The sequence below is a fragment of the Specibacter sp. AOP5-B1-6 genome (assembly GCF_052376555.1).
Classification (GTDB): Bacteria; Actinomycetota; Actinomycetes; order Actinomycetales; family Micrococcaceae; genus Specibacter.
Window position 1 is genome coordinate 1 of record NZ_JBQSVT010000021.1, and the last position, 14258, is coordinate 14258.

Below are 14258 nucleotides of genomic sequence, written 5' to 3' on the forward strand. Positions count from 1 at the left end.
GTTCAGGTATCCGTTGGGGTTCAGGACGTACTTCGTGGCGGCACCGGCGTCGAACTCGGCGTAGCCGCGCGGCGCATCGGTGAGCGCGATCGCCTGGGCGTTGACGTTCTTGGCGATCTGCACCTTGTCGTGCAGGATCGCCATCATCAGGCCGCGGTTGTACTTCATGACCGGGCACTGACCTGTGGTGAACGCGAGCGACTTCGCCCAACCAGTGCCAAGGCTCAGCGACAGCGAACCCTTTTGCGCGGCAGCATCGATGCCACCCGGATCGCCCGTCACATACAGGCCCGGAATGCCCAGGGACCCGCCGGCCGCCGTGATGTCCATCAGCGAGTTCAGGACAGTGGCCGGAGCCTCGCCCGCACCATGGCCGTGGCCCTTCGCCTCGAAGCCCACCGCGTCCACCGCGCAGTCAACCTCGGGAACGCCGAGCAGCTGCTCGATCTGCGAGCCGGGATCGCCCTCGGAGAGGTCGATCGTTTCACAACCAAACGTGCGTGCCTGGGTCAGCCGCTCCGCATTCATGTCACCGACAACGACGACGGCGGCACCCAGCAGGTGCGCGCTTGTCGCCGCGGCCAGGCCAACGGGCCCGGCACCTGCGATGTAAACGGTGGAGCCCACACCCACCCCGGCAGAGACTGCGCCGTGGAAGCCCGTGGGGAAGATGTCCGAGAGCATTGTCAGGTCCATGATCTTTTCCAGCGCCTGGTCCCTGTCGGGGAACTTCAGGAGGTTCCAGTCCGCATACGGCACCAGCACGTACTCGGCCTGGCCGCCAACCCAGCCGCCCATGTCAACGTAGCCGTAGGCACTTCCTGGCCGGTCGGGGTTCACGTTCAGGCAGATGCCGGTCTTGCGCTCCTTGCAGTTGCGGCAGCGCCCGCACGAGATGTTGAAGGGGACCGAGCAGATGTCCCCCACCTTGATGAATTCCACATCCGGGCCCGTTTCAACCACTTCACCGGTGATCTCGTGGCCCAGGACGAGGTCCGACGGGGCCGTGGTGCGCCCGCGCACCATGTGCTGGTCGGAGCCGCAGATGTTGGTTGCGACAGTCTTGAGGATGACCCCGTGGGGCACCTTGCGTCCCACATTGGCCGGATTGACGCCGGGCCCGTCCTTGAGTTCAAATGTGGGGTAGTCGATGTCGATGACCTCAACGACTCCGGGTCCCTTGTAGGCAACGGCTTTGTTTCCTGACATGGTTTGCTTCCTTCCAAGTTAGTTCAGAAGGCATCCCTTGACACCTTCCAGTGCAACGAGAAATCAACCCCGGCCGCTAATTTTTGGCAACTTCAAGCGCACAAACAAGCACCTGACAGAGGACGGAAAGTGGGGTCACCGTCAGTCTAAGTCGCCCCGGAGGAATATGTAAGGGGGCGGCGCCCAAGGCGCCCACGCAGCTGATGACCGGGGTGGTGACCAGGCCTGCTTGGCGGTTCTGGGGGCTCCGGACCGCAGCATTCCCGACCGCGTAAACTGCGCCCGGAACAGCAGTTAGCCGTTCCGCTGCTCCCCGGCAAGGCCCTTGACGTAGGCCGCCTGCCCGCCGTGCTGCACGCAGTCGTCAACGATGCTGACAAGGCGAACGCCAAGCGTGACGGGCGGATCCCAGCGTTGGTCCACGACCCGGTCCAGAGCTTGCGCATCCAGTCCGCGGACGTACCCGAGGCTTTGGGCAAGGGCAGCCTCGTGGTATTCGCGCAGCAGGTCCACGGATTCAACCCGCACGGCGTCAACCTGCGCCGCGGAATGCCCGTAGCCGGTGTCGCCTGGATCCAGGGCAAAGCCGAACCGCCCCGCATAGCGGCCGCTGTTCCATGCCGATTCCAGCCCGGCGACGTCGGCAATTTGTTCGTCCAGGCCGCGGCTCAGGTGCCACACAAGCCACGCGATGGAATTGCCGGTTCCGCCCGGGCGCCAGTTCGCTTTGTCTGGCTCCAGCCCGTTCAGCACGCCCGAAACAATCGTGCCAATCCGGCCAAATGCGTCTTCCAGCAAATCCGAGGTTTCCATGCTCGCCATGCTGCCACCGCAGCCGCGGATTGGGAACCCTTGTCGGGCAGCCGGTTTTTAGCTCAGGATGATGACGTCCAGGGTGCCTTGGCCGTGGCTGCCGTCGAGCATGAGGGGGCCGGTCTCGGAAACGGCGCGGGCGGCGCTGCTACAGCGGCAGCCCCGCGCCGGGCTTGAGGTTCTTCATGACCAGGGTGGAACGCAGCCGCAGGACGCCGGGGAGGCTCGTCAGCTCGGTGTCATAGAACTTTTGATAGTCATCCAGGTCCTTGGCCAGGATCTTGAGGATGTAGTCCGGATCGCCGAACAAGCGCTGGGCCTGCGTGATGTGGCGATTGCCGGACACCTGCGCCTCAAAATCGTCGATGGTGGCGCGATCCACCTGGGCCAGCGACACAAACACCAAGGCCTCAAAGCCCAGGCCCACCGCGCGCGGCTCCACGATCGCCCGGTAGCCGCTGATGACTCCGGAGGCCTCCAAATCCTTCAGTCGCCGGTGGCACGGGGCAACCGTCAGCCCCACTTCCGCAGCAAGCGCGGTGGCACTCATGCGGCCGTCCCCCTGGAGTGCGCGCAAAATTTCTTTGTCAATGGCATCAATCACAGGAATATTCTATCGCGGAAACGTTGAATATGCGCGAAAAAAGCAAGCACATATGTCTGGAAATTTTCTAAGCTTGCTGTAGTTCACCATCCAGACAGGAGTTTCATGGAACCGCAGGCACTCATCGGCTTCCTCATCGTTGCCATCACGCTGACATGCACGCCCGGTCCCGACTGGGCCTTCGCCATTGCTGCGGGCCTTGGCAGGCGCAGCTTTGTCCCGGCCGTTGCAGGCTTGTGCGCCGGTTACGTGCTTCTCACCATTTTGCTGGCGGCAGGGATTGCGGCCCTCATGGCCGCCGTGCCGAGCTTGTTGCTGTGGCTGACGGTGGCTGGTGCCATATACCTTTTGTGGCTCGGCTACAGGACGACCAGGTCATGGCGCGGTCCCAGCTTCGTCACTGTTGGCCCCAGCGGTGAGCTGGCTCCGGACGCCATTGCCGGATCCGCAATGGAAGCGCCCACAACCCCAGGCAGCGAGGCTTCCGAAACCGACACGTCAGGCTCGTCTTGGGGTGCGTTCCTGCAGGGATTCGGCACCAGCAGCATAAACCCCAAGGGGCTGCTGCTCTTCGTGGCCCTGACCCCGCAGTTCATCACAGCCGACGCCGCATTCCCGGTGCCGCTGCAGTCGGTCATTCTGGGCCTGTCGTTTGTCGCTTCGACGGCGGTCATCTACACGCTGGTGGCTGCCGGTTCCCGCAAACTGCTCCGTTCCAGGCCGACGGCGGCCAAGGGGGTCACGCTCTCCAGCGGCATCATCATGTGCGCCTTGGGCGCAGTGCTGCTTGTGGGGCAAATCGGGCCGGTCACCGAGGCCGCCGGGCGGATGCTGGTCCACGGCTGACGTCCGACTCGGGAGGCTCCCTGCCGGGGCAGACCAGACGCCACCGCAGGCAGGGATCTACAGGGGGCTGGGCCCGCAACCAAACGGTGCGGGCCCAGTGTCGTGCTTGTCTCCGGACAAACTGGGCAACCCCGGAAAGCCTCCGTTCAGCCCTCGAGCACGCCTTGGCACAGCCGGTTGGCCACCTCGGTGAGCATGGCAAGGCCAGCCACGATGTCCTCGTCCGTGGTGTACTCGTGCTCGTTGTGGGAGATCCCGTCGACGCTCGGCACAAAGAGCATGACGGTGGGCACCAGATCTTTCATGTTGGTGGAGTCGTGGCCGGCGAGCGTCATTACGGCCTTGTTGGACAGGCCCAGATCGGCAGCAACTTTAGCGGCAAGTTCGACGCCCTCGCGCTGGTACGGGGTCACGGGCCAGGAATGGGACTGGTGCTGCTCCACCGAAACATTGGCGAGCGCCTCAATCTCGGCGATGCGGCGGTGCAGGCGCGAGTCAGCCTCGGCAAGGACCGCCTCGTCGGCACTGCGCAGGTCCAGCAGGAGGTTGACCCGCGACGGCACCACAACCGGCGAATTCGGGTAAACGCTCAGCTGCCCCACGGAGGTGTGCAGGACGCCGGGGAATTCGTTGGCCAGTTCCCGGGCGGCCACCACCAGCATGGAGGCGCCCAACAGTGCATCCTGGCGGTCCTCAATCACAGTGGACCCGGTATGTGCCTGCTCGCCATGGACAACGAATTCGTACTTGTTGGCGGCCCAGTTTGAGGACACCAGGCCGATCGTGACGCCTTCGCGCTCCATGCTGCGACCCTGCTCGATGTGGATCTCGGCGCAGTAAGCGGCTTCCGGACCGCCAAAGTCGCCCCGGCAGCCAATCGCATCCAACGCTTCCTGTACGGACACGCCGGCCGCGTCCGTCGTCGCCAGCGCCGTCTCCAGCGCCAGCTTGCCGGTGTAAACGGAGGATCCCATCATGGAGGGCTTGAATCGGGAACCTTCTTCGTTGAACCAATTGACGACGGCGATGTTGTACCTGGGCTGCGGTGCACCGGTCTTCGCCCACGCCGCTGCAAGCCGGAACGCAGCATGTGCCGCGGCCAGCACCCCGTAGGCGCCGTCGTACCGGCCCGCAGTGGGTTGGGAATCCATGTGCGAACCAATCACAACATATGGCGCCCCGGACACTGCTTCGAAAAGCCCCCACTGGTTGCCAGCTCGGTCAAACTTCACGGTGAAGCCGCGCTCTTGCAGCAGGCCGGCGAGCCAGCGCCGCTGCTCACCGTCCGGGAGGGTGGCCGCCTGGCGGTCCACTCCGCCCTTGCCGGTGGCGCCGAAAGTGCTCATGGTGCGGAAGTCTTCGATGAAGGCTGTGTCTAGGTCAGTAAAGACGGCGGTTGTGGTCATGATTTTCCCCTCTGGGATTCTGTCAGGAAATGGGGTATGGCTGCTGTCAGCGATGTGATGTGGTGACGGACTTGATGCGGGTGTAGTCCTCGAGACCGAAGACGGAGAGGTCCTTGCCGGTCCCCGAATGTTTGAAGCCGCCGTGAGGGGCCTCCGCGGGGATGACCTGGTGGCAGTTGATCCACACGGAGCCGAAGTCGAGCTCATTCGAGACGCGCGTGACCACGCCGTGGTTTTCGGACCAGACACTGGACGCAAGTGCATATTTGGTGCTGTTGGCCAAGACCACCGCTTCGCGCTCCGTGGCGAACGGCTGCACAGTCACGACTGGACCAAAGATTTCCTCGCACACCACCTCGTCGCCCTGGACAACACCGTCAATCACGGTGGGTGGGAAATGGTAGCCCGTGCCAGTGCGCTTGCCTCCGGCGAGCACCCGGGCATGTTCCGGCAGGCGTGCGATGAATCCTTCGACCCGCGCCAACTGCGCGGCACTGTTGAGCGGGCCAAGGTCGGCCGAGTCTCCACCCACCTCAAGGGCATCGGCAGCCGCCGCAAGTGCGGCGGCGAACTCGGCATGGATGCTCTCCGCCACAAGGACGCGGGTGACGGCAGTGCAGTCCTGGCCGGCGTTGAAAAAGGCTGCCAGCGCAATTTCCCCGGCCGTTCTGGCAAGGTCGACGTCGGCGAAGATGATGGCGGGGGCCTTGCCACCGAGTTCCAGATGCACGTCCTTGAGCGTCTTGGAGGCTGCTGACATGACCTGTTCACCGGCACGGGTGGAGCCGGTGATGGACACCATTTCGGGGATCTCGTGGTCCACCATTGCGGCACCTGCACCGCGGCCACCGCAAATGATGTTGACGACGCCGGGCGGGAACACTTCCTGGGCCAGCTCGCCCAGGATCACTGTCGACCACGGCGTGGTGTCGGCGGGCTTGAGCACCAGGGTGTTGCCCGCCGCCAGTGCCGGAGCGATTTTCCAGATGGCCATCATGAAGGGATAGTTCCATGGCGTGATCTGGGCAACCACACCCAGCGGCTCGCGTCGGATGGTGGAGGTGAATCCCTGAACGTATTCAGCGGAGGCGGTGCCGGAGACCACCCGGCAGGCCCCGGCGAAGAAGCGCAGCTGGTCAGCCCCACGCAGGATTTCAAGTTCTCGGGTGGCCGCGCGAGGTTTGCCGGTGCAAGCCACCTCGGCATCGACCAGCCGGTCGACGTTCTGCTCTATGAGGTCTGCGAAGCGCAGCAGGAGGGCCTGCCGTTCGCCCGGCGTCGTGCGCTTGTACCTTGCGAATGCCCTGTCCGCAGCCTGGAAGGCCAGGTCGACGACGGCCGCGCCGCTGTCGGGTGCCGTGCCGATCTGGGCGCTGGTCGCGGGGTCGAAGAACGGCAGGGTTTCGGCGGCGTCCATGGCCTGGCCGTCAATGATGTTGCTGAGCGTGATCATGTGGGGCTCCAGTCAGTTGTTCTTGGGCGAACGGGTTGCGGGGTCCTGCGGCATGTGCAGCACGGCGGGCAGGCCCGAGGCTGCTGCGCGGCGGAATGCTGCGGTGAAGCCGGCGGCTGTTTCCACCCGTTCGCCATACCCGCCGTAGGAGCGGGCCAATGCGGCGAAGTCGGGGTTGGTCATGTGCGTTCCTGAGGGGCGGCCCGGGTAATGGTTTTCCTGGTGTTCGCGGATGGTGGCGAAGATGCCGTTGTCCACCACCAGTGCGATGAACTTGGCACCATAGGCCATGGCCGTCGCCATTTCCTGGCCGTTCATCATGAAGCAGCCGTCCCCGGCGACGGAGATGACCTGGCGCCCCGGATAGGCAAGGGACGCCGCCACCGCGGCTGGAATGCCCATGCCCATGGCCCCATTGCGCGGGGCTGCAAGCGAGTTCGCACTTTGGTGTTCCAGGTACCTGGCCGGCCAGAGCGCGTGGTTTCCGGCACCAAAGGTGAGGACAGCGTCGTCGTCCAGCTCTTGTTTCAGAAGTCCCATGACGACGCCGAGGTCCACCCCCGTTCCACCGTCAGGTTGCGCCGCAGTGAACTTGATCTGGTCGGTGCGGGCATCGGAGAACCAGCCTGCCGTCGGTTGCACCGCGGATTCCACGGTGGCCAGAGCCCGTGCGAAGGCAGCGGCCCCAACTGTGATGTGCTGATCCACCCGGCCGAAGTGCCCCAGCAGGTCGGCATCGGGATTGACCACAACGGTATGGGCTTCGAGGCCGCGGGTGTACCCATCTGACAGCACGTCCCCCCGAACGCAGCCGAGGAAGAGGATCAGGTCCGCGTCGTCCAGGCGCCGGGCATTGGCATCGCTGCGACCATAACCCAGAAAACCGGCATAGGACTCGGAGCTGTGGGGAACGGCATCATAGGCCCGAAAGTCGGCAAGGACCGGGATCCCGTGCTGGGCGGCCCAATCAGACAATGCTGCCCCCGCGTCCTGCGTCCAACCCTCCCCGCCGACGACGATGAGCGGACGGACAGCCTTCGCCAATGCGGATTCGAGGAGGTCAAGGTCCGGGCCGGCAGGACCCGACTGGGCGATTCTTCGCGGCTCAACGATGCCCGTGGCAACTTGGTGGACCAGCACATCCTCCGGAAGCCCGATCACTACGGGCCCCGGCCGTCCGCTCATCGAGGTGAACATCGCGTCGTCAACGACACGTGCTGCCGAGGCGGCGTCGTCCAGGGTGACGACCTTTTTTGCCGTGCTGCCGAACCAGGCGTTGATGTCGAATTCCTGAAAGGACTCCCTTCCGCGATCGGCCACGGGGATCAGGCCCACAAACAGGACCAGCGGCGTGGCGTCCTGGTGTGCGGTGTGAATGGCGATGAACGCGTTGGCGGCACCCGGGCCGCGTGTCACCATGGCGACCCCGGGGAGTTCGGTCAGCCGTCCCTCGGCAAGGGCCATGAACCCGGCACCCCCTTCATGACGGGTAACCACTGTTTCAATTGTGGAGTCGTGGAGCCCGTCCAGGACGTCCAGATAGCTTTCACCCGGGACACCGTATACCCGCTTGATGCCCGCCCGCTCCAGTTGGGCGACGATCAGATGGCCTGCAGTTGTAGTGCTCAATGCGTCATACCTTTTCTTTGGGGCCTGCCCGGGAGCCCAGGAACCTGTCCGGGCGATGGATATCGGCACAGCCCAGCCACACCAGTAGGGATGTGACTGGACTCACTCTTGGGTCTGTTTCAATTCTGCCAGTAGTTTTACCCAAAATAACTAGCAGTCCGTCACGGAAATATGGCTCTAGAATGTGAGAATGCACAATTTTGAGTTCACGGGCGAAGATGCCCGCTGGGACAGTCTGGTCGAACGCCTGCGGGGGCGCCTGAACGTTCTGGTCAGTTCATTCATGGCACGCGTTGCCGAGATCCCCGAATATGTGGAAGGCCGGGTCAGCCTGACGGAAATGCAAGATACTGCCAGGGAGACGTTCAGCCGGCTTGTCGACGGACTGCGCGACGAACCTTGCCACCACCGCGGCAAAGGGGACGCCTCAGACACACTGCGGCAGTTCTCCTCTGAACTGGGCGCCAAGCGCGCACGGGCCGGCGTCTCCTCCGAGGCGTTGACGTCCGCGGTGCGGCTTGACTTCAGCATCCTATGGGCCGATCTGCTGGAAATATCGGATCCCGGGGACGCAGCGCTGCTGACCACCCGCGTAGACCGCGTTTGGCGTGTTGTTGATGAATTTGCCACCCAAACCCATGCCAGCTACGCGATGGAGCGCGTCCGGATGGCACAGGAAGAATCCAACATCCGGCGGGAGTTCATTTCCCGGCTGTTCAGCAAATCCGAACTGTCCGCCGCCACCGTCAGCCAGGCAGGCGCCGCACTGGCCACAGACGCCGAGGCCAGATTTTCCATTGTGGCGGCAAGCGGGGATGCCGCTTCCAAACTTCGAACAGCGGCCGCCCAGGGTGGCTGGAACCAGCCGCACCAGCGACTTTTCACGCACGAGTTTGGGGGCAGTACATACGTATTTTGGGCCTTGCCGCGCGCCACCGGCCAAAGCGCATCCGACGGCGGGCAGGACTACATTCCCGCAGCCATCAACGGAATACCCTGCGGTTTCGTGCCTGGCTTCATGGGACTGCGCGGACTCCCTCCGGCGGCCCGCACGGCCGAACGCCTGGCCCTTCTTCTGCAGCCAGACGACCACGGACCCCTGACCGCGGGAGCAGCCTGGGCGAGGCTGGCAAAACAGCAACTTCAGGGCGCCGGGCTGGACCTGTGGGCCGACCTCGATGCAAGCCTTGCCAACTGCCGGAGCGGAGAGCGTGAGCGGCTCGAGGAAACGGTCCGCCACTTCCTTACAACAGGCAGCATCACCACCACGGCGCAGGAGCTCTTCTGCCATCGCAACACGATCCTCAACCGGCTCAATCGCTTTGAGGAGCTGACCGGGATCAGCCTGACAGTACCCGATCAGGCGGCACGGCTGGTGGTGGCCTGGGCCTGAGTCCATCCTGTCCGGCAAAATACAGAACATGTGTGAACACACATTTTTTGGCGTTCTTTACTGGCAAATAAGCCATTGAACTGTGCCGTGTGACACACCATAGTTGAATGCATCCCGCTTTCTTCACCTGCACGACCCTCATCTGGAGTACACGATGACCCAATCTCTTGAAACGCCCACAGCCGCATCGGCGCGGCTCGACCTCGTAAAGATGCGAAAGATTGCTTTCGCCAGCGTTATCGGAACCACCGTCGAATGGTACGACCTCTTCGTCTTTGCCACGGCCTCGGCGCTGGTCTTCAACAAGATCTTCTTCCCCAGCTTTGATCCACTGGTGGGCACCATGCTCGCCTTTGGAACCTTTGCGTCTGCCTATGTGGCACGCATGATTGGTGCCATCATCTTTGGCCACTTCGGTGACCGGGTGGGACGCAAATCCATGCTTCTGGTCTCCCTTCTCACCATGGGTGCGGCGACATTTGCCATTGGCCTGCTGCCTGACTACAACACCATCGGCGTCATGGCACCGCTACTTTTGCTGCTCCTTCGCGTCATCCAGGGCCTGGCCTTGGGCGGTGAATGGGGTGGCGCCGTTCTCATGACCGTGGAACATGCACCCGCACACCGCCGCGGTTTCTACGGCTCCCTGGTCCAGGTGGGTGTCCCCGCCGGCACCTTGATCGCAAACATCGTGTTCCTGATTGCCGCCTTGACCATGAGCAGCGACTCACTGCACGCCTGGGGCTGGCGCATTCCCTTCCTGGCATCAGCATTGTTGGTCGCCGTAGGCATCTACATCCGCCTCCACATCGAGGAAACCCCGTCATTCCAAGCAGTGAAGTCGGCCGGCGCCAAGGCCAAGATGCCGTTTGCCAGCCTCATGGCCAAATATTGGAAGCAGGTCGTCCTCGGCGGCGTTGCAACTCTCTCAACTGGCAGCACCTTCACCCTGCTCGTTGCGTCCGGCGTGGCCTACGGCAAAAAAGAGCTGGGCCATTCGGAGAGTCTCATGCTCTGGGTCGTGCTGGCATCCTGCGCTTTGTGCTTCGTGCTCATCCCATTCTTTGGAAACCTCTCCGACAAGTACGGCCGCAAGCCGATAATCTACGCCGGCGTTGCAGCCGAAGCACTCTTTGCCTTCCCCATGTTCTGGCTGATGGACACCAAGTCCGTGGCGCTGCTTTTCGTCGCCTACCTGGTCATGATGACAGCTTTTGCCGCCAACTACGGTCCCATCGCCACCTTCCTGGCCGAACTGTTTGGCTCCAAGGTCCGCTATTCCGGACTGTCCGTGGCCTACATGCTCTCGGGTCTGCTGGGCAGTGCAGCCACACCGTTCATCACCACATGGCTGCTCGGCATCACGCACCAGAGTTCCTCGATCGCCTGGTACATCATGGGTGCCGCACTCGTCTCGCTCTGCGCCCTCTTCGTTTTGACCGAGACCCGGCACGGAAACATCGATGCCGTCGACGTTTCCCCGGCCGAAGCAGCCGCAGCATGACCGGCATCCATCGGATTTCCGAGATCCCAGGGCAGGCTCCGGCTGTCGGACCTTTCTCGCACGCAGTGGTGGCCAACGGATTCATCTTCACCTCCGGCCAGATCCCGGCCATCACCAGCCTGGACGACCAGCCTGGCACCTTCGAGGGGCAGGTCCGCCAGACCATCGAAAACCTGCGGGCTGTCCTGGAAGCGGCCGGGTCGGACTTGGAACATGTAGTCAAGGTGAACACCTATCTCACAAGCCAGGACCAGTTGAAAGAATACAACCGGGTGTACGCCGAATACTTCGGTCCAGCCAAGCCGGCCCGTACCTCCGTCTGCGTCAGCCTCTGGGGAGTTGCCCTGGAAATCGAGTGCGTGGCCGTGCTGGCGTCCCGGACTGCCGTCACAACGTCCATGAACGGGGCCACATCATGACTGCAACTCTCCTGCCAAACCTGGCCGCTGTCAGTTACCCGACGATTGGCCACTTTCTGGAAGACGGCTTTGTCGATCCGGCGATACAGTCACTGCTGGTCGGCGTCAAGATTGCCGGCCCCGCAGTCACTGTCCGGATTGCCGACAACGACGCCATCGCCATGAACCATGCGCTTCTGGCCATGAAGCCCGGCGGCGTGCTGGTGGTGGACATGTCAGGGGACCACCGGCACGCACCGGTCGGCGCCGTCACCGCCGCTGCCGCAGTCGCACGGGGCGCTGTGGCCATCGTGGTGGATGGCGTTGCAACAGATGTCCTGGAACTGAGGGACACCGGGCTGCCGATATTTGCCCGCGGCACGTCATGCCTGACCACCAAGCGTGTCTACGGCACCGGATCGGCAGTCAACGTCCCGGTGCAGTGCGGCGGCGTGACCGTCAATCCCGGAGACTTGGTGCTCGGTGACGACAACGGTGTGCTGACCCTCTCCCCCGAGAAAGCCGGGAAGGTGCTGCGGCAGGCCCTTGAATCGGACGCCGCCGAACCATTAATCCTGGCCCGCATCAGGGCTGGCGAGCCGTTGGCAACCATCCTCGCCGTCTGAGTTCGGCCCACGATCCCACGCCAAGTGGCCCCGGGCCCGCACCGAAAAGGTGTGGGCCCGGTGTCGGCCCCTTGCCTACGTCTGCGAGGCGCTCCAGGCCGCGAGTTCGTCCAGCAATTCGTCCTTGCGGCCGGCAGCGGCAAAAGAGGAGCGGATGGAGTTCCGGGCCAGCTTTTCCACTGTGGCCCCATCCCACCCGAACTCCGCAACGAGCGCGGCAAAGTTGGCTCCCACATGGCCACCAAAATACGCCGGGTCATCAGAATTGACGCACACATTCAGTCCTGCGTCGATCATCTGCGGCAGCGGATGGGCGGCGAGCGTGTCGACCGCGCGCAGCCGCACGTTGGACAGCGGGCAGACAGTCAGCGGCACCTGTTCCGCAACCAGCCGCTGGACCAGAAACTTGTCTTCAACGGCCCTGATTCCGTGGTCGATGCGTTCAACGCCCAGCAGGTTCAGTGCGTCTTCGACATAACTGGGCGGACCCTCCTCACCGGCATGGGCCACCAGCCGCAGCCCTGCCGCAGCGGCCCGCTGATAGAGGCGGATAAACTTCGACGGCGGATTGCCAACCTCTGCGGAATCCAGGCCGATGCCGATGATGGGAGCCTCCATGGCCAGCAGCGCTTCCAAAACCTCCAGCGCCGAGTCTTCCGGTTCATCGCGCAGGAACGCAGCAATCAGTGCCGTGGTGATGCCAAAGTCGGCCTCGCTGGAAGCCAGGGCCGAAGCGATGCCGTTGACCGCCGTCGACAGTTCAATGCCGCGCACCAGGTGGGCCTGCGGGTCAAACATGATCTCGGCGTGCCGGACACCGGATTCCCGGGCACGGCGCAGGTAGGCGCGGGTCATGTCGGCAAAATCAGCTTCGGTGATCAAGACGGCCATGTTGGCGTAGTACAGGTTCAAAAACGATTGCAGGTCGGTGAATTCGTATTGCGCACTCAGGGTTTCCAGTGTGGGAAACGGCAGCGTGATGCCATTGCGGGCGGCCAGCTCCAGGATCAGTTCCGCCTCGAGAGTGCCCTCAATGTGCAGGTGCAGCTCGGCCTTGGGCAGCGCCGCAAGGGCCGCAGGGTCAATGGTGGCGTCAGGTGAATGCGTCATCGGACCAGTCTACGGGCGCCGCCACCGCCGCAGGGGGCGGTGGCTGGGCCGTGAACAGCTAAGCCTTGAACCGCTTGGCAAGGAGCTTTGGATCCACTATTTCGGTGCGGATCACCTCACTCAACGCCTCCGCAGTGGTGGCAATCCCGGTCCTGCGCCGCACCTCCTTGCGCAACTCGTCCAGCACCGGCCCCGACAGGATCACATCCAGCAGCGCCCCCGGTTCGGTGGCTGCACGGTGGCGCCAGACCTCGTCGATGCGGCGCCGCTTGAGTGCCTCCTTGTGCAGCAGGAACATCAATTCGGTTTTCTCGGCCAGGGTCGCCGGACCCAGCAGGTCGATTTCAAAGGCCATGTCCACCACGACCGGCAGCCCACCCGTGAGGTGGTACGCCTGCCAGACGGCGCCGTTGGTCAGCACCATCCATTCCACACCCTCGTTGACCGCGTACATCAACACTTGGCGCAGGTGGCGTTCATTGAGTTTCTGGCTGATCCGCTTGACCTCGATGAAGGCCACCATCTGTTTGTCGATGCGGACCCCGTAGTCGGCAAAGTCCTGCTTCACCATGTACTCAGTGGTGAGATCCTTGAATTTGTCATAATCCAGGCCCTCGCACAGCATGTCGGTGACGACCATGCGGGTGTCGCCTTCATTCGCGTCGCGGGCCCGCAACGCTTCAAGCGGCTTGATGTACCGCTTGATGGCGTCATGAACCTGCTCGATCGCAGCGATCTCCCACTTTGGCAGCCGCGGCCCCTGGGAGCCGGCCGCCCTGGGAGCGGGTGCCGCCGGGGCCTGCCGGGGCACGGCTGCTCGCCCGGCAGCTGCCTGTTCAGACGCACCCTCTGCGGGCACCGCCTCTGCAAGCACGATTTCTTCAAGCACAATTTCTTCAAGCACGACGGCGGATGGCTGGGTGGCACTGCCTGCCGGCGCACGCAGCTCGTCCGGCAGGTGCAGGTACGGGTCGGACACGCCGAAGGCTGCCTGCTTGAGCATCCAGCTGATCGTGGGCTCCCACAGCAGGACCAGGTCCTCGCCCGCTCCCGCCACGGCAACGACCTTGGTGTGCGCAATGAGTTCCAGCTGGCTGTGGCCAGGAACTTGGAGCCCGGCGCGGGTCACCTCTGCTGCCCACCGCACCAGGATGTTCAGCCTGTTTTGTCCCTTGGCGTCGAGCGAAATTTCATTCATGGTGCGAGGCTCCCTGCGTCTTTGAAAGTTGGCCACCCGCTGGCAATCAGCCTGTCGAAGCGCTGCTGG

13 protein-coding genes are annotated in these 14258 nt (G+C 63.5%); 5 read left to right on the forward strand and 8 right to left on the reverse strand.

The window, feature by feature from the left end; genetic code table 11:
* From fdhA to ACT3TS_RS11900, 3 genes are all read right to left on the reverse strand, one after another.
* A partial coding sequence (fdhA, locus tag ACT3TS_RS11890) for a formaldehyde dehydrogenase, glutathione-independent (RefSeq protein ID WP_444531723.1) occupies positions 1 to 1209 on the reverse strand: 1209 nt, incomplete at its 3' end.
* A 294-nt stretch (positions 1210 to 1503) separates the two neighbouring features.
* Positions 1504 to 2022 carry a mycothiol transferase gene (locus ACT3TS_RS11895; RefSeq protein ID WP_444531724.1) on the reverse strand — a complete coding sequence of 173 codons (519 nt, stop codon included), beginning with the start codon at positions 2020 to 2022 and terminating at the stop codon, positions 1504 to 1506.
* Between the two features lie 148 nt (positions 2023 to 2170).
* Positions 2171 to 2626: an Lrp/AsnC family transcriptional regulator gene (locus ACT3TS_RS11900; protein WP_444531725.1), complete on the reverse strand. Its 456-nt coding sequence runs from the start codon at positions 2624 to 2626 to the stop codon at positions 2171 to 2173.
* Positions 2627 to 2731: 105 nt separating this feature from the next.
* Between ACT3TS_RS11900 and ACT3TS_RS11905 the strand changes: the two genes are divergently transcribed.
* Positions 2732 to 3472 (forward strand): LysE family translocator, encoded by a 741-nt coding sequence (locus tag ACT3TS_RS11905; protein ID WP_444531726.1) that lies wholly within the window; start codon positions 2732 to 2734, stop codon positions 3470 to 3472.
* 146 nt (positions 3473 to 3618) lie between these two features.
* On the opposite strand, the gene ACT3TS_RS11910 is transcribed toward ACT3TS_RS11905, so the two are convergent.
* The 3 genes from ACT3TS_RS11910 to ACT3TS_RS11920 are packed head-to-tail and all read right to left on the reverse strand — an operon-like array spanning position 3619 to position 7960.
* Positions 3619 to 4878, reverse strand: a complete 1260-nt coding sequence (locus ACT3TS_RS11910) for a M20 family metallo-hydrolase (protein ID WP_444531727.1) — start codon at positions 4876 to 4878, stop codon at positions 3619 to 3621.
* Between the two features lie 46 nt (positions 4879 to 4924).
* The gene (locus ACT3TS_RS11915; RefSeq protein WP_444531728.1) at positions 4925 to 6331 is read right to left on the reverse strand and encodes a gamma-aminobutyraldehyde dehydrogenase; all 1407 of its coding nucleotides are present in this window, start codon (positions 6329 to 6331) and stop codon (positions 4925 to 4927) included.
* A gap of 12 nt (positions 6332 to 6343) precedes the next feature.
* Positions 6344 to 7960 (reverse strand): thiamine pyrophosphate-dependent enzyme, encoded by a 1617-nt coding sequence (locus ACT3TS_RS11920; RefSeq protein WP_444531729.1) that lies wholly within the window; start codon positions 7958 to 7960, stop codon positions 6344 to 6346.
* A gap of 190 nt (positions 7961 to 8150) precedes the next feature.
* Here ACT3TS_RS11920 and ACT3TS_RS11925 point away from each other — a divergent pair, with 190 nt between their 5' ends.
* From ACT3TS_RS11925 to ACT3TS_RS11940, 4 genes are all read left to right on the forward strand, one after another.
* Positions 8151 to 9353 (forward strand): helix-turn-helix domain-containing protein, encoded by a 1203-nt coding sequence (locus ACT3TS_RS11925; protein ID WP_444531730.1) that lies wholly within the window; start codon positions 8151 to 8153, stop codon positions 9351 to 9353.
* A 154-nt stretch (positions 9354 to 9507) separates the two neighbouring features.
* Positions 9508 to 10857 carry an MFS transporter gene (locus ACT3TS_RS11930; protein WP_444531731.1) on the forward strand — a complete coding sequence of 450 codons (1350 nt, stop codon included), beginning with the start codon at positions 9508 to 9510 and terminating at the stop codon, positions 10855 to 10857.
* Complete coding sequence (locus ACT3TS_RS11935) at positions 10854 to 11276, forward strand: RidA family protein (protein ID WP_444531732.1); 423 nt, start codon at positions 10854 to 10856, stop codon at positions 11274 to 11276. Before ACT3TS_RS11930 ends, ACT3TS_RS11935 begins: the two co-directional genes overlap by 4 nt.
* Positions 11273 to 11881 (forward strand): RraA family protein, encoded by a 609-nt coding sequence (locus ACT3TS_RS11940; protein WP_444531733.1) that lies wholly within the window; start codon positions 11273 to 11275, stop codon positions 11879 to 11881. The genes ACT3TS_RS11935 and ACT3TS_RS11940 overlap by 4 nt, the downstream gene beginning before the upstream one ends.
* Positions 11882 to 11956: 75 nt before the next feature.
* Here ACT3TS_RS11940 and ACT3TS_RS11945 read toward each other — a convergent pair whose 3' ends face one another.
* Positions 11957 to 12991, reverse strand: coding sequence for an adenosine deaminase (locus tag ACT3TS_RS11945; protein WP_444531734.1), 1035 nt, complete (start codon positions 12989 to 12991; stop codon positions 11957 to 11959).
* 58 nt (positions 12992 to 13049) lie between these two features.
* The gene (locus ACT3TS_RS11950; protein ID WP_444531735.1) at positions 13050 to 14189 is read right to left on the reverse strand and encodes a hypothetical protein; all 1140 of its coding nucleotides are present in this window, start codon (positions 14187 to 14189) and stop codon (positions 13050 to 13052) included.
* Positions 14190 to 14258 lie beyond the last annotated feature (69 nt).

Excerpts from the sequence above, each read along its gene's own strand:
- ACT3TS_RS11935 (WP_444531732.1), top strand. The coding sequence starts at position 10,854 with ATGACCGGCATCCATCGGATTTCCGAGATCCCAGGGCAGGCTCCGGCT.
- ACT3TS_RS11915 (WP_444531728.1), bottom strand. The coding sequence starts at position 6,331 with ATGATCACGCTCAGCAACATCATTGACGGCCAGGCCATGGACGCCGCC.
- ACT3TS_RS11895 (WP_444531724.1), bottom strand. The coding sequence starts at position 2,022 with ATGGAAACCTCGGATTTGCTGGAAGACGCATTTGGCCGGATTGGCACG.
- ACT3TS_RS11950 (WP_444531735.1), bottom strand. The coding sequence starts at position 14,189 with ATGAATGAAATTTCGCTCGACGCCAAGGGACAAAACAGGCTGAACATC.
- ACT3TS_RS11925 (WP_444531730.1), top strand. The coding sequence starts at position 8,151 with ATGCACAATTTTGAGTTCACGGGCGAAGATGCCCGCTGGGACAGTCTG.
- ACT3TS_RS11910 (WP_444531727.1), bottom strand. The coding sequence starts at position 4,878 with ATGACCACAACCGCCGTCTTTACTGACCTAGACACAGCCTTCATCGAA.
- ACT3TS_RS11945 (WP_444531734.1), bottom strand. The coding sequence starts at position 12,991 with ATGACGCATTCACCTGACGCCACCATTGACCCTGCGGCCCTTGCGGCG.
- ACT3TS_RS11940 (WP_444531733.1), top strand. The coding sequence starts at position 11,273 with ATGACTGCAACTCTCCTGCCAAACCTGGCCGCTGTCAGTTACCCGACG.
- ACT3TS_RS11930 (WP_444531731.1), top strand. The coding sequence starts at position 9,508 with ATGACCCAATCTCTTGAAACGCCCACAGCCGCATCGGCGCGGCTCGAC.
- ACT3TS_RS11905 (WP_444531726.1), top strand. The coding sequence starts at position 2,732 with ATGGAACCGCAGGCACTCATCGGCTTCCTCATCGTTGCCATCACGCTG.